The 20,611-nt window shown below is 53.5% G+C and carries 20 protein-coding genes; 1 reads left to right on the top strand and 19 read right to left on the bottom strand.

The genetic code is table 11. From position 1 onward, the window contains the following. Positions 1-11: 11 nt before the first annotated feature. From tolQ to sdhC, 14 genes are all read right to left on the bottom strand, one after another. The gene (gene tolQ, locus A6A26_RS11280) at positions 12-698 is read right to left on the bottom strand and encodes a Tol-Pal system protein TolQ (protein WP_063878797.1); all 687 of its coding nucleotides are present in this window, start codon (positions 696-698) and stop codon (positions 12-14) included. Continuing rightward, positions 695-1,099, bottom strand: coding sequence for a tol-pal system-associated acyl-CoA thioesterase (gene ybgC / locus A6A26_RS11275; protein ID WP_063878796.1), 405 nt, complete (start codon positions 1,097-1,099; stop codon positions 695-697). Before ybgC ends, tolQ begins: the two co-directional genes overlap by 4 nt. A gap of 181 nt (positions 1,100-1,280) precedes the next feature. Further along, the gene (gene ybgE, locus A6A26_RS11270) at positions 1,281-1,574 is read right to left on the bottom strand and encodes a cyd operon protein YbgE (protein WP_063878795.1); all 294 of its coding nucleotides are present in this window, start codon (positions 1,572-1,574) and stop codon (positions 1,281-1,283) included. Continuing rightward, the gene (gene cydX, locus A6A26_RS11265) at positions 1,574-1,687 is read right to left on the bottom strand and encodes a cytochrome bd-I oxidase subunit CydX (RefSeq protein WP_063878794.1); all 114 of its coding nucleotides are present in this window, start codon (positions 1,685-1,687) and stop codon (positions 1,574-1,576) included. The genes ybgE and cydX overlap by 1 nt, the downstream gene beginning before the upstream one ends. A gap of 15 nt (positions 1,688-1,702) precedes the next feature. Continuing rightward, the gene (gene cydB, locus A6A26_RS11260; RefSeq protein WP_063878793.1) at positions 1,703-2,842 is read right to left on the bottom strand and encodes a cytochrome d ubiquinol oxidase subunit II; all 1,140 of its coding nucleotides are present in this window, start codon (positions 2,840-2,842) and stop codon (positions 1,703-1,705) included. 11 nt (positions 2,843-2,853) lie between these two features. Beyond that, a complete protein-coding gene (gene cydA / locus A6A26_RS11255; RefSeq protein WP_063878792.1) occupies positions 2,854-4,425 on the bottom strand; it encodes a cytochrome ubiquinol oxidase subunit I in 1,572 nt (523 codons plus the stop codon). Positions 4,426-5,055: 630 nt separating this feature from the next. Next, positions 5,056-5,931: a succinate--CoA ligase subunit alpha gene (gene sucD / locus A6A26_RS11250; RefSeq protein ID WP_013025067.1), complete on the bottom strand. Its 876-nt coding sequence runs from the start codon at positions 5,929-5,931 to the stop codon at positions 5,056-5,058. After that, positions 5,931-7,097 carry an ADP-forming succinate--CoA ligase subunit beta gene (gene sucC / locus A6A26_RS11245; RefSeq protein ID WP_006118458.1) on the bottom strand — a complete coding sequence of 389 codons (1,167 nt, stop codon included), beginning with the start codon at positions 7,095-7,097 and terminating at the stop codon, positions 5,931-5,933. The genes sucD and sucC overlap by 1 nt, the downstream gene beginning before the upstream one ends. Positions 7,098-7,165: 68 nt before the next feature. Beyond that, positions 7,166-8,386 (bottom strand): 2-oxoglutarate dehydrogenase complex dihydrolipoyllysine-residue succinyltransferase, encoded by a 1,221-nt coding sequence (gene odhB, locus A6A26_RS11240; RefSeq protein ID WP_063878791.1) that lies wholly within the window; start codon positions 8,384-8,386, stop codon positions 7,166-7,168. A gap of 15 nt (positions 8,387-8,401) precedes the next feature. Further along, complete coding sequence (gene sucA / locus A6A26_RS11235) at positions 8,402-11,209, bottom strand: 2-oxoglutarate dehydrogenase E1 component (RefSeq protein WP_063878790.1); 2,808 nt, start codon at positions 11,207-11,209, stop codon at positions 8,402-8,404. 200 nt (positions 11,210-11,409) lie between these two features. Then, entirely contained in the window at positions 11,410-12,126 is a 717-nt protein-coding gene (locus tag A6A26_RS11230) for a succinate dehydrogenase iron-sulfur subunit (RefSeq protein WP_063878789.1), read from the bottom strand. Between the two features lie 14 nt (positions 12,127-12,140). Further along, complete coding sequence (sdhA, locus tag A6A26_RS11225; RefSeq protein WP_063878788.1) at positions 12,141-13,907, bottom strand: succinate dehydrogenase flavoprotein subunit; 1,767 nt, start codon at positions 13,905-13,907, stop codon at positions 12,141-12,143. Continuing rightward, complete coding sequence (sdhD, locus tag A6A26_RS11220; protein ID WP_063878787.1) at positions 13,908-14,255, bottom strand: succinate dehydrogenase membrane anchor subunit; 348 nt, start codon at positions 14,253-14,255, stop codon at positions 13,908-13,910. Further along, on the bottom strand, positions 14,249-14,671 hold the full coding sequence (sdhC, locus tag A6A26_RS11215) for a succinate dehydrogenase cytochrome b556 subunit (RefSeq protein ID WP_162287606.1): 423 nt from the start codon (positions 14,669-14,671) through the stop codon (positions 14,249-14,251). The genes sdhD and sdhC overlap by 7 nt, the downstream gene beginning before the upstream one ends. A gap of 590 nt (positions 14,672-15,261) precedes the next feature. Here sdhC and A6A26_RS11210 point away from each other — a divergent pair. Next, positions 15,262-16,545, top strand: a complete 1,284-nt coding sequence (locus A6A26_RS11210; protein ID WP_063878786.1) for a citrate synthase — start codon at positions 15,262-15,264, stop codon at positions 16,543-16,545. Between the two features lie 158 nt (positions 16,546-16,703). On the opposite strand, the gene A6A26_RS11205 is transcribed toward A6A26_RS11210, so the two are convergent. The 5 genes from A6A26_RS11205 to A6A26_RS11185 all read right to left on the bottom strand — a co-directional run bounded on the left by A6A26_RS11205 (position 16,704) and on the right by A6A26_RS11185 (position 20,557). After that, entirely contained in the window at positions 16,704-17,276 is a 573-nt protein-coding gene (locus A6A26_RS11205; RefSeq protein ID WP_063878785.1) for a GNAT family N-acetyltransferase, read from the bottom strand. An 82-nt stretch (positions 17,277-17,358) separates the two neighbouring features. After that, on the bottom strand, positions 17,359-18,147 hold the full coding sequence (gene nei, locus A6A26_RS11200) for an endonuclease VIII (RefSeq protein WP_063878784.1): 789 nt from the start codon (positions 18,145-18,147) through the stop codon (positions 17,359-17,361). An 11-nt stretch (positions 18,148-18,158) separates the two neighbouring features. Further along, positions 18,159-18,806 (bottom strand): pyroglutamyl-peptidase I, encoded by a 648-nt coding sequence (gene pcp / locus A6A26_RS11195; protein WP_063878783.1) that lies wholly within the window; start codon positions 18,804-18,806, stop codon positions 18,159-18,161. 6 nt (positions 18,807-18,812) lie between these two features. Then, positions 18,813-19,829, bottom strand: coding sequence for a DUF979 domain-containing protein (locus A6A26_RS11190; RefSeq protein ID WP_063878782.1), 1,017 nt, complete (start codon positions 19,827-19,829; stop codon positions 18,813-18,815). After that, complete coding sequence (locus tag A6A26_RS11185) at positions 19,829-20,557, bottom strand: DUF969 domain-containing protein (RefSeq protein WP_063878781.1); 729 nt, start codon at positions 20,555-20,557, stop codon at positions 19,829-19,831. Before A6A26_RS11185 ends, A6A26_RS11190 begins: the two co-directional genes overlap by 1 nt. Positions 20,558-20,611: the final 54 nt, after the last annotated feature.

Below are 20,611 nucleotides of genomic sequence, written 5' to 3'. Positions count from 1 at the left end.
TTTACCTCTGTTTACTTAGCGCTGTCGCTGGAAAAGGCCTGACGATGCAGGATAGCCGTGAACTCTTCCATGAAGTTGTCATAGCCCTGTTCCAGTTTATTCACGCGCTGGTTCAGTCGGTTATACGCCATCACCGCTGGAATCGCCGCGAACAAACCAATGGCAGTAGCGATCAAGGCTTCTGCGATACCTGGCGCAACCATCTGCAACGTTGCCTGTTTTACTGCTCCGAGGGCAATAAAGGCATGCATGATCCCCCACACCGTACCAAACAGACCGATATACGGGCTGATGGAACCGACGGTGCCAAGGAAAGGAATATGGTTTTCCAGCGCTTCCAGCTCACGATTCATGGAAATGCGCATTGCCCTGCTCGCCCCTTCCACTGCGGCTTCAGGTGCATGGTTGTTGACTCGATGCAGACGCGCAAATTCTTTGAAACCGGCGTAAAAAATTTGCTCTGAGCCTGACAGCTCTTCGCGACGCGCCTGGCTTTCCTGGTAAAGGCGAGAAAGCTCAACGCCGGACCAGAATTTGTCTTCAAAGGCGTCAGCTTCCCTTCCCGCCGCATTCAGAATACGCGTGCGCTGGATGATGATTGCCCATGAAGCAATCGAAAAGCCGATCAAAATCAACATGATAAGTTTGACCAGAAGGCTCGCCTTCAGGAACAAATCAAGAACGTTCATGTCAGTCACTGCTTGAACTCCGCGACAATAGACTTGGGAAGCGCAATCGGCTTCATTAGGTGTGGGTTGATGCAGGCAATCAGGACCTCTGCCTCATTGAGCACTTTGCCTTCTGCATTCACGATACGCTGGGTGAATGTCATCGTCGCCCGGGTCATTGATGTCACTTCGCTCTGAATTTCCAGAAGATCGTCAAGACGCGCCGCCGAAAGATAGTCCACCGTTATGCGCCGTACCACAAAAGCAATCTGCTGTTCTAACAGCGTCTGCTGATTGAAATGATGCTGACGCAACATTTCGGTACGTGCTCGTTCATAAAAAGCGATATAGCTGGCGTGATAAACCACACCACCGGCATCGGTATCTTCATAGTAGACCCGAACCGGCCAGCGAAACAGCGTTGTACTCACTCTACATCCCGGCCTCGTTTTAAACGTTGCTACTATACGCAAGACAATTGGGGTTGGGAATGGGCTGCCAGGGCCAGGAGAAAATAATTATCAGTTGGTTACAACCGGAAGGCTTTAATGGAGGCTTCTTGACCAGACGCTGAAGTAAACTCACGTTTCAGCGCGTTATGCTGCCAGGCAGTCAGAGATAAAACCGGCTCACCCCCCACAAGAGTACCACCAGGGCAGGTAAAGGGGTAAAAAAAGCGCGCCAGCGCAATCGTCGCGGCTGAAACCCGGTGCCGTGAATAACGCCCGTGCACACCGCCCAGATAAGCAACATCCCCTGCCACAGCAGAATGCCGCCTGAGCCACTGGCAAAGCGCGCGGGATTCCATAACAGGCATCCCGCCAGCCAGAGTGCCAGAATCAGTGAAAGGGCCCGAAACAGGCCCTTATCCATCAGACGATACGCCGTCTGAATCAACCGGCCCATCAGGGTTGCCGATCCGACGTCGCGCCATCTTCAATATGCTCTATGGCCAGCGCCGTGATGATACCAAAGGCGCACGCCAGCAAGGTGCCAAGAATCCAGGCAAAATACCACATGTGTTGACTCCTTAATCAGTACAGTGAGTTGCTGTTGCTTTCAACATGCTCTTTGGTGATGCGGCCAAACATCTTCCAGTAACACCAACTGGTGTAGAGCAGGATGATGGGCACAAAAATTATCGCGGCAAAGGTCATGGTTTTCAGCGTCAGCAAACTGGATGTCGCATCCCACATAGTCAGACTGGTGCCCGGTACCGTGCTGGAAGGCATAATGAACGGAAACATGGCAATACCGGCCGTCATGATGACGCAGGCAAGCGTCAGTGAAGAGAACACAAACGCCCATGCGCTTTTGTTCATCCGTGAGCACAGCACCGTCAGCAGGGGCAGCACAACGCCCAGCAGAGGGAACAGCCACAACACAGGATGCTGCTGGAAATTCACCATCCAGGCACCGGCTTCACGCACCACGGTTTTGCCCAGCGGATTAGAAGCGGCATAGTGATCAAGCGTGCTGGTCACCACATAACCCGCAATACCGTACTTCACCCACAGACCAGCCAGCGCAAAACACACCATCATCACCAGCGTGGCGATCTGTGCGGTGGTACGTGAACGCAGATAGAGTTCGCCGGTTGTCCGCATTTGCAGATAGGTTGCTCCCTGCGCCAGTATCATCGCCACGCTGACCACACCGGCCAGCAGGCCAAACGGGTTCAGCAACTGAAAGAAGTTTCCGGTGTAGTAAAGGCGCATATACTCATCGGCGTGAAACGGCACGCCCTGCAACAGGTTGCCAAAAGCCACGCCAATCACCAAAGGCGGCACGAAGCTGCCGATAAAAATGCCCCAGTCCCAGGCCCCGCGCCAGCGCTTGTCTTCAATCTTAGAGCGGTAATCAAAGCCTACCGGACGGAAAAACAGCGAAGCCAGCACCAGGATCATCGCCACATAAAATCCTGAAAACGCGGCGGCATAAACCATCGGCCAGGCAGCAAACAGCGCACCACCTGCAGTAATTAACCAGACCTGGTTACCGTCCCAGTGCGGCGCAATGGTGTTAATCATTACCCGACGCTCGGTATCCGTTCGGCCTAACAGGCGCGTTAACATGCCGACGCCCATATCGAAGCCATCAGTGACGGCAAAGCCTACCAGCAAAATGCCGATCAGCAGCCACCAGACAAAGCGCAGAACTTCATAATCAAACATGGCGGTTCTCCTTATCCACGTACCGGCTGAACATTTTTCGCCATCTGCTCATGGTGATAACGACCCGTTTTCAGGCTGCTTGGCCCCAGGCGGGCAAATTTAAACATCAGATACATCTCGGCCACCAGGAACAGCGTATAGAGGCCGCAAATCAGCCCCATTGAGAACAGAATATCCCCAACGGTGAGCGACGAATTCGCCACGGCCGTAGGCAGCACCTCACCTATCGCCCAGGGTTGACGGCCATATTCTGCGACAAACCACCCTGCCTCAACCGCAATCCACGGCAGCGGAATGCCATACAGCGCGGCTTTAAGTAACCAGCGATTTTTGCCGATGCGATTACGAATGACGCTCCAGAACGACAGCGCGATAACGCCGAGCAACAGCACCCCACAGAGCACCATGATACGGAAAGCAAAATACAGCGGTGCCACGCGCGGAATGGAATCCTGCGTTGCCTGTTTGATTTGCGCCTCGCTGGCATCAGAGACGTTTGGCGTATAGCGCTTCAACAGCAGGCCATAACCCAGATCTTTTTTACTGTGATTAAACGCCTCACGCACGGCCGGGTCGGTATTGCCGCTGCGCAGCGCGTTTAGCAGTGCATAGGCTTTCATGCCGTTTCGAATGCGCACTTCATGTTGGGCCATCAGTTCTTTCAGACCGGTTACGGGCGTATCCGTTGAGCGGGTAGCAATCAGCCCCAACAGATAGGGAATCTGAATGGCGTAATGATTCTGCTGCGATGCCTGATCGGGCAAACCGAACAGGGTAAACGCGGCCGGTGCGGGCTGGGTGTCCCATTCGGCTTCAATGGCAGCCAGCTTGGTTTTCTGAACATCCCCCATCTCGTAACCTGACTCATCACCCAGCACGATGACGGACAGTATGGCTGCCATACCAAAACTGGCGGCGATGGCAAAAGAGCGTTTAGCAAAAGCCAGATCTCGCCCTTTCAGTAAATACCATGCGCTGATGCCCAAAATGAACATCGCACCTGTGGTGTAACCCGACGCGACAGTGTGAACAAATTTCACCTGGGCAACCGGATTTAACACCAGCTCCGAGAAGCTCAGCATCTCCATGCGCATGGTTTCAAAATTAAACTCAGAGGCGATGGGGTTCTGCATCCAGCCGTTTGCTACCAGAATCCACAGTGCAGACATGTTGGAGCCCAGCGCCACCAGCCAGGTGACAGCCAGGTGCTGAACTTTACCCAGACGATCCCAACCGAAAAAGAACAGGCCAACAAAGGTAGACTCAAGAAAGAATGCCATTAATCCTTCAATGGCCAACGGCGCACCAAAAATATCGCCGACATAATGAGAATAGTAAGACCAGTTGGTGCCGAACTGAAACTCCATCGTCAGCCCGGTTGCCACGCCCAGCGCAAAGTTAATACCAAATAACTTGCCCCAGAATTTCGTCATATCCTTATAAATTTGTTTACCGCTCAGCACATAGACCGTTTCCATTATTGCCAGCAAAAACGCCATACCGAGCGTTAATGGGACGAAAAGGAAATGGTACATCGCCGTTAAGGCAAACTGTAAACGCGACAGCTCGACAATATCTAGCATAATGACTCCTTGCTCCTCACCTTAACTCTGTATCCGTACAGACTGAATAAGAGTCAGGAACGACTGATTATTGATTCCAGTTTTGTCATCGACAGGACAGATCTGTGTGCGGCCTGGGATGAGGGCGTAACGGTTAACAGAAACCTGTGAAACACCAATGCAGCAGCGTGGCTCAAACGTTTAACGAGTAATAAATGAAAAATTGATGCTTTCCCGTATTTGTACAAACGTATGAATATTTTTTTAAAAGGCTGGATTGATGCAGCGCAATTTAAGCGCTTAACCGCATCCTTTGCTAGCAGTAAAGTTTGTTATAAATGACAGAAAATTGATTTGGAATAATGAAAAGAGATGAGAAATATGTTCTCACGAAGACTTTGTTAAAAAACTGTCATCGGGCAATTTGCTTTTCTATAAATATTTAACTTTATATCTTATTGAATAACTTTTTTTGCGGCCAGGATGAAATCCTAAGCCAAATTAATAATAGCAAACATCACAGGAATACTTAAGATTATTTTATGTTATTTATGGGCGGTACTAAAATTAAACACGCGGTGCCGTGGATTATTCAATGCAAAGACGTAAAAAAGCCACCCGAAGGTGGCTCTGTGATAATACTCAGGCCTGTTATTTGGCTGGCAGGACGGCTTTAACGGCATCGCCGATATCAGCCAGACTGCGTACGGTTTTCACGCCTGCCGCTTCGAGCGCAGCAAACTTCTCGTCTGCTGTACCTTTACCACCGGCAATGATGGCGCCAGCGTGGCCCATACGTTTGCCTTTCGGGGCCGTTACGCCGGCAATGTAGCCGACAACCGGTTTAGTCACGTGCTCTTTAATAAAAGCAGCGGCTTCTTCTTCAGCGCTACCACCGATTTCACCGATCATGACGATCGCTTCCGTCTGTGGATCGTCCTGGAACATTTTCAGGATGTCGATGAAGTTAGAACCTGGGATCGGGTCACCGCCAATACCAACGCAGGTTGACTGACCGTAACCGATATCGGTGGTCTGCTTAACGGCTTCATAGGTCAGGGTGCCTGAACGCGATACGATACCAACACGGCCCGGCTGATGAATGTGGCCCGGCATGATACCGATCTTACATTCGCCTGGGGTGATCACACCTGGGCAGTTTGGACCGATCATGCGTACGCCCGCTTCATCCAGCTTCATCTTCACGGTCAGCATGTCCAGCGTCGGGATGCCTTCGGTGATGGTGATGATCAGCTTGATACCGGCATCGATGGCTTCCAGGATACCGTCTTTGCAGAACGGTGCCGGAACATAGATGACGGTTGCCGTTGCGCCGGTCGCTTCCACCGCTTCACGTACGGTGTTAAAGACTGGCAGGCCCAGATGCGTGGTGCCGCCTTTGCCTGGCGTAACGCCGCCAACCAGTTGCGTGCCGTATGCCAGCGCCTGCTCAGAGTGGAAAGTCCCTTGTCCGCCGGTGAATCCCTGGCAAATGACTTTGGTGTTTTTGTCGATCAAAATGGACATTATTTACCCTCCGCAGCAGCAACAACACGCTGTGCCGCGTCTGTCAGACTGGTTGCTGCAATGATGTTCAGACCACTGTCCGCCAGTTTCTTAGCGCCCAGTTCAGCGTTGTTACCTTCCAGACGTACCACCACCGGTACGTTAACACCCACTTCTGCTACTGCACCGATGATACCGTCTGCGATCAGGTCGCAACGTACGATGCCGCCGAAGATGTTAACGAATACCGCTTTCACGGCGTCGTCAGACAGGATGATTTTAAAGGCTTCGGTTACGCGCTCTTTGGTCGCGCCGCCGCCCACATCCAGGAAGTTCGCTGGCTGGCCACCGTGGTGCTTAACGATGTCCATGGTACCCATTGCCAGGCCTGCGCCGTTAACCATACAACCGATGTTGCCTTCCAGCGCAACATAGTTCAGTTCCCACTGTGTCGCGTGCGCTTCACGAGGATCTTCCTGGCTTGGATCGCGCATTTCACGCAGCTCTGGCTGACGGAACAGGGCATTGCCATCGGCACCCAGTTTGCCATCCAGACAGATCAGGTCGCCCTGCTTGGTGATCACCAGCGGGTTGATCTCAACCATCGCCAGGTCACGCTCCAGGAACATGGTGGCCAGACCCATGAAAATTTTAGTGAACTGGCTGACTTGCTTACCGGTCAGGCCCAGTTTAAAGGCTAACTCACGGCCCTGATAAGGCTGTGGACCGGTCAAAGGGTCCAGCGCCATTTTGTGGATCAGGTGTGGCGTTTCTTCAGCCACTTTCTCGATTTCCACGCCGCCTTCGGTCGAGGCCATAAAGATGACACGACGCGTCGCACGGTCAACCACGGCGCCCAGGTACAGCTCCTGATCGATATCGGTCGCGGCTTCAACCAGAATCTGGTTTACCGGCTGACCATTGGCGTCAGTTTGGTAGGTTACCAGACGTTTGCCCAGCCAGTTTTCGGCGAAAGCACGGATGTCTTCTTTACTGTTAACCACCTTCACACCGCCCGCTTTACCGCGGCCACCGGCATGAACCTGACATTTAACTACCCACGGGCCTGCACCGATTTTCGATGCTGCTTCTTCTGCTTCACGTGGTGTAGTACAGGCGTAGCCGGTCGGTGCTGGCATGCCATACCGTGCAAACAGCTGTTTAGCCTGGTATTCGTGTAAGTTCATGATGTTCTATCCATTCAGATCTGAAAAGAGTATTGAGGTTGGGCACGCAACGCGTGCCCAGTGATGAATCAGACATCCAGCAGCAGACGCGCCGGATCTTCCAGCATCTCTTTCACTGCGACCAGATAGCCGACAGATTCACGGCCATCGATTAAACGGTGATCGTAGGAGAGAGCCAGGTACATCATTGGCAGGATCACAACCTGACCATTGACCGCCATTGGACGATCTTTGATGGCGTGCATGCCCAGAATCGCGCTCTGTGGCGGGTTGATGATTGGCGTAGACATCAGTGAACCAAACACACCACCGTTGGTGATGGTAAAGTTACCGCCAGTCAGATCCTCAACCGTCAGCTTGCCGTCACGGCCTTTTAGAGCCAGTTCTTTAATTTTCTTCTCGATGTCAGCCATGCTTAACGCATCAACATCACGCAGTACCGGTGTCACCAGGCCACGTGGCGTAGAGACGGCAATGCTCACATCGAAGTAGTTGTGGTAAACCACATCTTCGCCATCGATAGAGGCGTTGACTTCAGGGTAACGCTTCAGCGCTTCCACGACGGCCTTGATGTAGAACGACATAAAGCCCAGACGCACACCGTGACGCTTCTCGAACGCATCGCCGTACTGCTTACGCAGGTCCATAATGGGCTTCATGTTGATTTCGTTGAAGGTCGTCAACATGGCGGTGCTGTTCTTGGCTTCCAGCAGACGCTCCGCAACACGCTTACGCAGACGCGTCATCGGTACACGTTTTTCGCTGCGGTTAGCCACTGGCTGCTGAGCAGCAGGTGCCGCCGCAGGTGCTGCAGTTTTATCTGCCTGCGGTTTGTTCGCCAGATGCTTTTCAACATCTTCACGGGTTAAACGTCCACCCACGCCGGTGCCTTTGATCTGCGAAGCATCAAGATTATGCTCGGCAATCAGGCGGCGGATAGCCGGGCTCAGTGCGTCACTGCTCTCTTCTTCCAGAGAAGCCGTCTGACGCTGAGATGGCGTCGATTCATTGCTTTCCGCTTTGGCACTGCTTTCTTTGCCAGCACTGTTGCCTTCTTTCAGGCGACCCAGGATCTGACGGGAGGTAACCGTTGCCCCTTCGTCTTCCAGCACCGCTTCCAGCACGCCATCGGCAGAAGCTGGCACTTCCAGCACGACTTTGTCAGTTTCAATTTCGACGATGACTTCATCGCGACTTACTGCATCGCCTGGTTTCTTGTGCCAGGTTGCTACTGTGGCATCTGCAACCGATTCAGGCAGGTCGGGAACGAGAATATCTACGCTACTCATTATCTTTCCTTTTAATTAATTGACGTTCAGAGCGTCATTAACCAGGTCTTGCTGCTGTTGTTGGTGTACGGACATATAACCCACGGCCGGTGAAGCCGATGCCGGGCGACCTGCATAGCGCAGCGTGGCACCGAACGGCACGACATCACGGAAATGATGCTGGCTACAGTACCAGGCGCCCTGGTTCAGCGGCTCTTCCTGGCACCAGACAAAATCCTGTACGTGAGAATAAGCTTTTAATGCTTCCTGTACCGCCTGATGCGGGAACGGGTAAAGCTGTTCGATGCGCACGATGGCAACATCGTTTTTCTCGTCTTTACGACGCTGTTCCAGCAGATCGTAGTAAACCTTACCGGAACACATCACGACGCGCTTAACGCCTTGCGGGTCCAGATCGTCGACTTCGCCAATCGCTGGCTGGAAACTGCCATTCGCCAGTTCTTCCAGAGAAGAGATAGCCAGCGGGTGACGTAACAGCGACTTCGGCGACATCACCACCAGCGGACGACGCATACCACGCAGCGCCTGACGACGCAGCATGTGATACACCTGAGCCGGTGTTGATGGGACACAAACCTGCATGTTCTGCTCGGCGCAGAGTTGCAGATAGCGTTCCAGACGTGCAGAGGAGTGCTCCGGGCCCTGACCTTCGTAGCCATGCGGCAGTAACATCACCAGGCCACACATACGGCCCCACTTCTGTTCGCCAGAGCTGATGAACTGGTCAATAACAACCTGAGCACCGTTAGCAAAGTCACCAAACTGCGCTTCCCAGATGGTCAGCACGCGTGGCTCTGCAGTGGCATAGCCATATTCAAACGCCAGCACCGCTTCTTCAGACAGGACCGAGTCCCACACTTTGAACTCGCCCTGGCTGTTATGAATATGATGCAGCGGCGTATAGGTTGAGCCGTTCGCCTGGTTGTGAACAACTGCATGGCGATGGAAGAAGGTACCGCGACCGGAGTCTTCACCCGAGAGGCGAACCGGAATCCCTTCATCAACCAGGGTTGCGTAGGCCAGATTTTCTGCACCGCCCCAGTCGAACGCTTTCTCGCCTTCGGCCATCAGCTTACGATCGTTGTAAATCTTGGCAACGCGTGCCTGTACTTCAATCTGTTCAGGGACCTGGCTGATGCGTAATGCCAGTTCCTTCAGGCGTTTCATGTCAACCTGTGCCGGGTAAGGCTCATCCCACTCGTGGTTCAGGTAAGGCGACCACGTGAACGAATGCAGACTCATTGGACGCCATTCAGGCACCACGCATTCACCCGCATCGAGCGCATCGCGGTACAGATTCACCATTTCGGTGGCATCTTCCTGAGAGGCAACACCTTCACCTTCCAGACGATCGGCGTAGATTTTACGCGGCGTCGGATGCTTTTTGATTTTCTGGTACATCAACGGCTGCGTTGCACTTGGCTCATCCGCTTCGTTGTGACCATGACGGCGATAGCACACCAGATCGATAAACACATCGCGTTTAAAGGTATTGCGATAGTCCAGCGCCAGACGTGTTACAAAAGCCACTGCTTCCGGGTCGTCAGCATTGACGTGGAAAATCGGGGCCAGCACCATTTTGCCGATGTCAGTACAGTACGGGGTTGAACGCGCGTCTTTCGGGTTGGAGGTGGTAAAACCAACCTGGTTGTTAATGACGATGCGAACCGTACCGCCGACTTCATAGCCGCGCGCCTGAGACATGTTCAGCGTTTCCTGAACGACGCCCTGGCCAATAACCGCAGCATCACCGTGAATGGTGATAGGCAGAACTTTATTACTGACCGGCTCAGCCAGACGATCCAGACGAGCACGCACCGATCCCATGACCACCGGGCTGACAATTTCCAGGTGAGACGGGTTAAACGCCAGCGCCAGATGCACCAGGCCGCCTTCGGTTTCAATATCCGAAGAGAAGCCCATGTGATATTTCACATCACCAGTGCCCAGATGCTCTTTGTGCTTGCCAGAGAATTCGTCAAACAGATCCTGTGGCTTTTTACCCAGTACGTTAATCAGTACGTTAAGACGGCCACGGTGCGCCATCCCCAGTACCACTTCACGTGTGCCGTTTTTGCCCGCATGACGAATCATTTCGCGCAGCATGGGCACCAGCGCATCACCGCCTTCCAGCGAGAAGCGTTTCGCACCCGGGAATTTCGCGCCCAGATATTTTTCAAGGCCTTCTGCCGCGGTCAGCTCTTTCAGGAAACCTTTTTTCTCTTCGCCACTGAATGAGGTCTGGCTTGCACCGGATTCAATACGCTGTTGAATCCAGCGTTTCTCTTCGGTGTTATTGATGTGCATGTATTCTGCACCAATAGAGCCACAGTAAGTCTGCTTCAGCGCGTCGAACAGATCGGCCAGCTTCATGGTTTCTTTGCCAATGGCAAAAGAACCTACGTTAAAGCTTTCCTGAAAATCGGCGTCGGTCAGATCGTGAAAGGCGGGATCGAGATCGGCAACACGGTCCTGTTTCCACAGGCCAAGCGGATCGAGATTGGCTTCCTGATGTCCGCGAAAACGAAACGCGTTTATCAGTTGCAGCACTTTCACTTGTTTGGAGTTGGTTGCCGGATCGGTGACTGAGGAGGTGTAACGAGATGCGTCTTTCGCCAGGCGACGGAAATATTCGCGAGTCGCGGAGTGGAACTGCTCAGGTTTCACTCCCGTGCCTGGTAACTGTTGGAACATCGAGCGCCACACTGCATCCACAGAGTCAGGATCGGTCAGGAAATCCTCATAGAGTTGCTCTATGTAAGACTGATTCGCGCCGGCCAGCCAGGAGGAGTCCAGCCAGGGCTTCATCGCGCTGTTCTGCATTGTGATCCCTTAAGCAATGTTATGCTTTTTTGAGGTTTCATTTGTTGCCGCTTTCGCGGTTAGCCGTAGTGAGTTCAGCGATACGAGCACTGTGCGCAGCGCGCGCCCGGCCCGTAAGGGAACCTTTGTAAACGTGGTCGGAACCGCGTTTACAGAGGCTTCCGTAAAACACCGGGAACCTGAGGTTCCCGGTGGTACAACTAGGCGCCGCGTTGCAGCAGCATCGACTTGATATGGCCGATAGCGCGTGTCGGGTTAAGCCCTTTAGGACAAACACTTACACAGTTCATGATGCTGTGACAGCGGAAAACGCTGAAGGCATCACTCAGATTATCCAGACGCGCATCGGTTTCGGTGTCGCGGCTGTCAATCAGGAAACGGTAAGCGGCCAGCAGGCCCGCAGGACCGATGAACTTGTCCGGGTTCCACCAGAACGACGGGCAAGAGGTGGAGCAGCAGGCGCAGAGGATGCACTCATACAATCCATCCAGATGTGCACGCTCGCCCGGCGACTGCAGATGCTCACGCGCTGGCGGGTTTTCACCGTCGTTTAATAAGAAAGGCTTAATTTTCTCATACTGGGCATAAAACTGCCCCATGTCCACCACCAGGTCGCGCACGACAGGCAGGCCCGGCAGAGGACGGATAACGATTTTCTGCTTGCCATTGCCCAGTGCCGAAACCGGCGTGATGCAGGCCAGGCCGTTTTTACCGTTCATGTTCAGACCGTCTGAACCGCACACGCCTTCACGGCATGAGCGACGGAACGCCAGCGTAGGATCTTTCTCTTTCAGGCGGATCAACGCATCCAGCAGCATCATGTCACGGCCGTCTTCCGCTTCCAGGGTATAGTCCTGCATCCGCGGTTTGTCATCGACATCCGGATTGTAACGATAGATCGAAAATTCAAGTCTCATGATGATCTCCGCAATTAGTAGGTACGCGCTTTAGGCGGGAAGGCCGCACGCAGTTTCGGTTGCATGTTCACCTCACGGCGCGTCATGCTTTCCGTTTGCGGAACATAGAGGCTATGGCACAGCCAGTTTGCATCATCACGTTCCGGATAATCGAAACGGCTGTGTGCGCCACGGCTCTCGGTGCGGTAGTTGGCCGCCACAGCAGTGGCGTAAGCCGTTTCCATCAGGTTGTCCAGCTCAAGGCACTCAATACGTTGGGTATTGAAGTCAGGTGAACGGTCATCCAGACGGGCCGACTTCAGACGCTCACGGATCTCTTTCAGCTCAGCAAGCCCTTCACGCATCGCATCGCCTTCGCGGAAGACCGAGAAGTTGTTCTGCATACAGCGCTGCAACGCTTTACGGATTTCAACCGGATCTTCACCCGTCGTGTTGTTTTCCCAGCGATTGAAGCGCGCCATCGCAGCATCAATGTTTTCCTGGTTGGCTTCGCGCAGTTCGCCCTGCTCTTCCAGACACTCAAGCAAATGCACGCCAGCCGCACGGCCAAATACCACCAGGTCCAGCAGCGAGTTACCGCCCAGACGGTTGGCACCGTGTACTGATACGCAGGCGATTTCGCCCACGGCGAACAGGCCCGGGATTACTTCATCTTCGCCCTGCTCGTTAACGCGCAGCGCCTGGCCCGTCACTTTGGTCGGCACGCCGCCCATCATGTAGTGGCAGGTTGGAATGACCGGAATCGGCTCTTTAATTGGGTCAACGTGAGCAAAGGTACGGGACAGCTCAAGGATACCTGGCAGACGGGATTCCAGCACTTCCGCGCCCAGGTGATCAAGTTTCAGCTTGATATGCGGGCCCCATGGACCTTCACAACCGCGACCTTCACGGATTTCCACCATCATCGAACGCGCCACAACGTCACGACCGGCGAGGTCTTTGGCGTTAGGGGCATAGCGCTCCATGAAACGCTCACCGTGTTTGTTGAGCAGATAACCGCCTTCACCACGACAACCTTCTGTTACCAGTACACCTGCACCGGCAATACCGGTCGGGTGAAACTGCCACATTTCCATGTCCTGCACGGGCACGCCAGCGCGCAGCGCCATGCCGACACCGTCGCCGGTATTGATGTGGGCGTTCGTGGTGGACTGATAAATACGTCCTGCACCGCCGGTCGCCAGAATGGTGGCTTTCGCTTTGAAGTAGACCGTTTCACCGGTTTCCATGCAGATTGCCGTACAGCCTACAATCGCACCGTCGTCATTCTTCACCAGATCCAGTGCATACCATTCGGAAAAGATCGTCGTTTTATTTTTCAGGTTCTGCTGATACAGCGTATGCAGCAGAGCGTGGCCAGTACGGTCGGCCGCTGCGGCAGTTCGCGCCGCCTGCTCACCGCCGAAGTTTTTCGACTGACCACCAAACGGACGCTGATACACGCGGCCGTCATCAAGACGGGAGAATGGCAGACCCATATGCTCCAGTTCCAGAATCGCTTCCGGGCCGACGTGACACATGTATTCAATGGCGTCCTGGTCACCGATATAGTCGGAACCTTTGACGGTATCGTACATATGCCATTCCCAGTTATCTTCATGGGTATTACCCAGCGCAACGGTGATACCGCCCTGCGCGGATACCGTATGAGAACGGGTCGGGAAGACTTTAGACAACAGGGCACAGGTCTGGCCCGATTGGGAGATTTGCAGTGCCGCGCGCATACCTGCGCCGCCTGCGCCGATTACCACGGCATCAAATTCTCTGATTGGTAAACTCATTTACACACCCCACACCACAACAAATCCATAAATAGCATATGACAACAGCGCCACTACGATAACCAACTGTAACAGCAGACGCGCCGCCACTGATTTAACGTAGTCCGTTAACACCTGCCACATACCAATCCAGCCGTGGATCAGAATGGAAAACAGCGTCAGGAGCGTGAACACTTTTGTAAATGCAGAAGCGAAGAAGCCACGCCAGATGTCATACGTTAGCGTGTCTGTCATCACCACGAAACCCAGGATGTAGATGATGTAAAGCGTAATGAGGATTGCCGACGCGCGCAGCAACAGCCAGTCCTGAATGCCATTGCGACCCAACGCGGATGCATTGCTTACCATACGAGGACTCCTGCTAAAATTGAAAGCACGACAGTAATACCAAACGTCACCTGCGCAGAAAGCTTGCCCGCTTCCAGCGTTTCGGCCAGATAACCAAAATCCATTAACATATGACGTATCCCGCCCACTGCATGATAGGCCAGCGCAGTTAAAATGCCCCACATGATAAACTTCGCAAAGAAGCCATTCATGATAGACGCTGCGTGCTGGAAACCTTCAGGAGAAGAGAGAGAAAGACCGAGAAGCCATAACAGGATGCCGAGAGCAACCAGAGTGATGACGCCGGAGACGCGATGAAGAATGGACGATATTGCAGTAACGGGAAACCGGATCGTCGAGAGATCCAAGTTGACAGGTCTTTGTTTTTTCACGGTTTTGCCCACACAGCTCTTTTTTATTTTGCTTCCTCCGGACATAAGACCTGAACCGCAACGCTGTTCAGACTTTATCCGTCACCAAAATAGCAACATCCAGTGTTAAATGACGTGGTACAAACGCTGGGTGGCTCCTGGTGTCAGGGTATTCCGGAGACCTGGCCGGAAGTATAGGACGATCACATTCTGATTACAATTCCCCTACAAACTCTTTGGAGAATTTTGGGTAGAACAGTGATCATTCTCACGTTTTTCACAATTCATACAAATTTAATTATCTGATTTGACAATAGTTCAACAATTCAGTTACAAACTAATCCGATAAAATCCTATGATGCACAAAAGTTATGGGGATACACTTTCTCCTAAGCTTAAGTTATGTAACATTGCCAGTAACAGTTTTTAAAACCATCAGGTTATTGGTTACAAAGAAGTTATGTCCTGACCGGATCTTTAACAACCGCGATATGCACATGTCACGGCTTTACATTTCCTGTGGAACGCGCCTCTCACTCTGTACCCTTCACTGCTTATAATGCAGAGTGACACCGTGAAGTACTGCCTAAATGCAACATGCACGCGTTTCAGGTGTCGAAAGATCCTTACCTGCCCAAGGCGCTATGGAGACGAAAATGACAGATAAAAAAGTGACGCTAACCCTACCCGACGAAAAGCCTATTGAACTGAGTGTGTTACAAGGCACGCTGGGCCAGGATGTCGTTGATGTCCGCGAACTGGGTTCTAACGGCCTGTTTACCTTCGATCCTGGTTTCACGTCTACAGCGTCCTGCGAATCAAAAATTACCTTTATCGATGGCGATGAAGGTATCCTGCTTCACCGTGGCTTCCCAATCGACCAGTTGGCAACCCACTCAAACTACCTTGAAGTGTGTTATATCCTGCTGAATGGTGAAGCACCGTCGCAGGAACAGTTCGAAGACTTTAAAGTCACCGTCACCCGCCATACCATGATTCATGAGCAGATTACGCGTCTGTTCCACGGCTTCCGCCGCGATTCGCACCCAATGGCCGTGATGTGCGGCGTGACCGGCGCACTGGCGGCGTTTTACCACGACTCGCTGGACGTGAACATTGAACGCCATCGCGAAATCGCCGCGTTCCGCCTGCTGTCGAAGATGCCTACCATGGCAGCGATGTGTTACAAGTATTCAATCGGTCAGCCGTTCGTTTATCCACGTAACGACCTTTCTTACGCGGGTAACTTCCTGCACATGATGTTTGCGACACCTTGCGAAGAATACAAGGTTAACCCTGTGCTTGAACGCGCCATGGATCGCATTCTGATTCTGCATGCCGATCATGAGCAGAACGCATCCACCTCTACCGTGCGTACCGCCGGTTCGTCTGGCGCTAACCCGTTTGCCTGTATCGCTGCAGGTATCGCCTCCCTGTGGGGACCGGCGCACGGTGGCGCAAACGAAGCCTGTCTGCGCATGCTGGAAGAGATCAGCACCGTTGAGCACATTCCAGAATTCGTACGTCGTGCAAAAGACAAAAACGACTCCTTCCGACTGATGGGCTTTGGTCATCGCGTTTACAAAAACTATGACCCACGCGCAACTGTCATGCGTGAAACCTGTCATGAAGTGCTGAACGAGCTGGGCATGAAAGATGACCTGCTGGAAGTGGCACTGGAGCTGGAACACATTGCGCTGAACGACCCGTACTTCATCGAGCGTAAACTCTATCCAAACGTGGACTTCTACTCCGGTATTATCCTGAAAGCCATGGGCATTCCGTCTTCCATGTTTACCGTGATTTTTGCCATGGCACGTACCGTTGGCTGGATCGCCCACTGGAAAGAGATGCACGACGAAGGCATGAAAATTGCCCGTCCTCGTCAGCTGTATACCGGTTATACCGAGCGCGACTTTACGTCACAGCTGGATAAATAAGCCTGTCGCCTGGGCGAATATCGCACCGGGCCATCGACGACAAAACGGCTATGCTGACAACGCATAGCCGTTTTTTTGTGCCCGAAGGATGCAGGTTCCGTTGAGGACGGACAGGTTTAACCTTATCGCTAAAGATGCTGTCTGATCACGGCACAATGTTACTTTTTCGCGGCTGTTTCGCCAGCCTGAGCCGCTCTGAATTTGCGCCACTCATCCCGCGTCACTTCCCAGAGTTCGGAGTCATGTTCGCCTGAAACATAGCGTTGCTTTCCCGTTCTGATACAACGCATACCGCTTTTAACCGAGATAGCGACCGAACGTTGATTTGGCGCGGCTTTGGGTGTTCTCAGTACCGTTTTTTGCAGCACATTGAACCAGAAATCAGTAACGGCATTGCTGGCCTCAGTCATGTAACCCTGCCCCTGCCATTCCGGTACCAGCCAGAAGCCGCGATGGTTGTCCGGCGTGTCCATCAGGGAGATCGCCCCAATCATCACCTGTTCTTCTTCCCGGCGGCGTAACGTCCAGTACCAGCCCTTTCCCGCGGCGACGGCGGGTAATGCCACATTGGCGATATAGTCTCTGGCGGCCCCGTCCGGATAAGGCCAGGGAACCGAATCGATCAGGTAGCGGACGATTTCCCATCGGGGAAACGTCGCTTGCATCGCGTCAGCGTCCCGCAACGTCAGCGGTTTTAATATCAGTCGTTCAGTCACAATTTCAGGCGTCATCGTGATGTCCTGCAACAGAAACCTGTGAATTAACCTGAGCCATCGTTTTGCTGCCGCGCTGTCGGTCAGAGCCGCCTGGCGTTTACATCTGACAGCCCGGGCACCAGTAAAACGGTCGGGAGGATAACACTCCCTTTTCAATCGTCTCACCGCAGCGCCGACACCGCTTACCCTGACGGTGGAACACCTCAAAGCGAAAGGCCGCTTCGCTGTGATACTTTTTCATTGTCCCGCGCATACGATAGGCATGACGCGGCACAGAGAGCAACGCATCACTGAAGGCAGCAAGCTGTGACCCGGTCAGTGACTGCGCGTTGTGGTGTGGCAGCAGCTGTGCCAGCCAGAGGATTTCCGCACGCAGATAGTTACCCAATCCAGCCAGAAACGCCTGATCCAGTAATAAGCCGCTGAACTGGCGACGACGAAACCGCGCTGAAAGCAGCCGCTGCGTGACGTTCTCCACCGTCAACGCGTGGCTTAACACATCTGGCCCAATGCGATTGAGAAACGGATGGCTGGCCAGCGTTTCCGCATTCAGCAACGCCATATCTGAGGCGCTGTACAACAATATCGCCTGGTCTACTGTCGCCAGACGCACGCGCAACTGTCGCCGGGTCTCTGGCTGCACGTCGGGCGGCACAATGCGCCAGACGCCGTAAAGCTGGTTGTGAGAATAGAGCGTCAGACCGTTGCTGAAGTGTGTCAGCAGCGCTTTACCGCGCGTCTCAATTGACGCCACCTTTTCCCCCACTAATGCTGGCTCGTAGGTTTTTAACGCAGGAAAAGCAAACCAGACGTCGGTTAAAGGCTGACCGACAATGGCAACTTCAAGCTGATCCGCCACGCGGCGGATCTCCGGTCCTTCTGGCATCACTTGTCCTCTTAATGGGTTGCGCCACCCGCTTCCTTGAGATCCTGGGTGGTTTCCAGCGTGGTGTGTACAGCAATTTTCAGCGCCTCGATCACGGTTGCGGCGGCCATGCTGGGTTGGCCTGGATGATGCGCTGCCTGCTCAGGCAGGTAAGGAATATGGATAAATCCCGCCCGTGCCGCACTGCCGTGTTGGTGCAGCCAGGGCAGCAAACCGTACATCACCCGGTTACAGGTGAAGGTGCCGGCGGTTTGCGACACTGAGGCCGGAATTCCGGCTTTGCGCACAGCAGCCACGATGGCTTTGATCGGCAGGCGTGAGAAATAGGCAGCCGGTCCATCCTGCACAATCGGCTCATCCACGGGTTGATGACCCGCGTTATCGGGGATGCGCGCGTCATCAACATTAATGCCAATGCGCTCGACGGTGATATCGCTGCGGCCACCGGCCTGTCCGACGGAAATAATGGCATCCGGCTTAATCTCATCCAGCGCCTGATACAACACGTCCAGCACCTCGCTGAACACGACCGGTAACTGGCGCGTGATAATACGCGCACCGGCAATCTGCTGGCCTTCCAGCGCACTCACCGCCTGCCATGATGGATTAATGGATTCGCCACCAAAGGGTTCAAACGCCGTCATTAATACCGTTCTCATGCTGCCTCACAGAAACATCAGGAAATAGAGTAAAAAAACGTTAACGATTAACAGTAGCACACCGGTCGGGACCTGAGCTTTGATAACCGCATTACGATCTGGCAACTCCAGCAGCGCCGCAGGCACGATATTAAAGTTGGCCGCCATCGGGGTCATTAGCGTACCGCAGTAGCCTGAAAACATACCGATTGCCGCCATCACCGCCGGATTACCACCATGCTGCAGCACCAGAATGGGAATACCGATGCCCGCCGTAATAATCGGGAAGGCAGCAAAGGCGTTCCCCATGATCATTGTCAGCAGCGCCATACCGACCGCGTAAACGGTTACCGCAATGAAGCGGTTGTCCACCGCCAGATACTGTTCGGTAATATGGGAAATGGCACCGCCCACACCTGCAGCAGTAAATAACAGCCCCAGCGTGGCCAGGATTTGCGGTAAAAGAAAGGCCCAGCCCACACAATCCAGCAGGCGTCGGGTTTCCTGCATCGACTGCACCGGCTTTTCATGGGTCAGTTTCATGGCAATCAGCCAACCCAGCAGGCAGCCCACCGTCATGGAAAACAGCGTGACCAGGGTAGAGTGGTTGCCTGGTCCAAATAACCCGCTCTGTAAACCGGGAATATTATTAAAGGCCAGGACGCCAATAACCGTTACGACAGGAATCGCTAAGGCGGGCAGAAAGAGTTTATTTTTGAGGCGTTGTGCGCTGGCCTGCTTTTCCTCTTCGCTGCGCTGATGATAGCGCCCGAGCTTTACGCCCCCACATCCGGCAATCAACCCCATCAGCACGACCGCAACGCCGACGGTAATATGCAGGGTGCGCGTACCGCTCTCTGTTGACCCCATGAGCTGTGACATCCAGCGCGTGGTCCAGTCACCCACCAGAAAAATCAGGCTGTACAGTCCCCAAAACAGTCCGGTAGTAAAACGGCGCGGGTTCGCGCTGTCGCGCCAGGACAACAAGGCCACCACCAGCAAGATAACGCCGGCCAGCCACATCAAATACTGTTGCTGGAACATTAGCGAGCTCCTTTGGCTTTGCTGGTCTGACTGTTAATAGCGCTCAGTTCACGTGCCAGTTGACGATCCAGCCTTAACAGACGCGCGGAGTGAATCAAAAAGGCAGCGACAGCCGTCGGAATACCCCATAAGGCGATATGCAGCGGCTCGGTCTGAATACCGGCGGATTCCTGCATAAAATTGTGCATGAAGATGATGGCACCGAAAGCGACAAAGATGTCCTCGCCAAAGAATAAACCGACGTTATCCGTTGCGGCAGACATGGCTCGCAGGCGGTGGCGTATCTCAGGAGACAGCGCGCCGTACCGGCTTTCGCTGGCACCTTCGGCCATCGGAGCCAGCAATGGCCGCACCATTTGCGGATGCCCACCGAGGCTGGTCAGCCCCAGCGCCGCAGTTATTTCGCGCACAAACAGATAGACGATAAGCAATCGCCCCGCCGTCGCGGTTTTAATCTGAGCAATCCACGTCTGGGCACGCTGTTTCAAACCATGGCGTTCCAGTAAGCCGATCACCGCCAGCGGCAACAGCAGGATAAGCGGCAGATTGCGGGTATTCAGAAAACCTTCACCCAGTTTTTGCAGAATATCGCCCAACGGCATCATGGCGGCAAGTCCGGTGACAAAGCCCGCGACGATCACCACCAGCACCGGATTAAAGCGCAAAACGAAGCCGACTACGATGGCAGCAATGCCCAGGAGTGGCCAGAGATTCACTACGCTATCCATATTTTCCCCTCGTAAGATATGAAAAAAAGCCTGAGCTTATCAGCCCGGCTGTGC

Origin of the sequence: Pantoea sp. OXWO6B1 (genome assembly GCF_001641135.1) — a bacterium.
In the GTDB taxonomy this organism is placed as follows: Bacteria; Pseudomonadota; Gammaproteobacteria; order Enterobacterales; family Enterobacteriaceae; genus Pantoea; species Pantoea allii.
The sequence above is the reverse complement of the archived record's forward strand: the minus strand, read 5'-3'. Positions and strand labels throughout refer to the sequence as shown.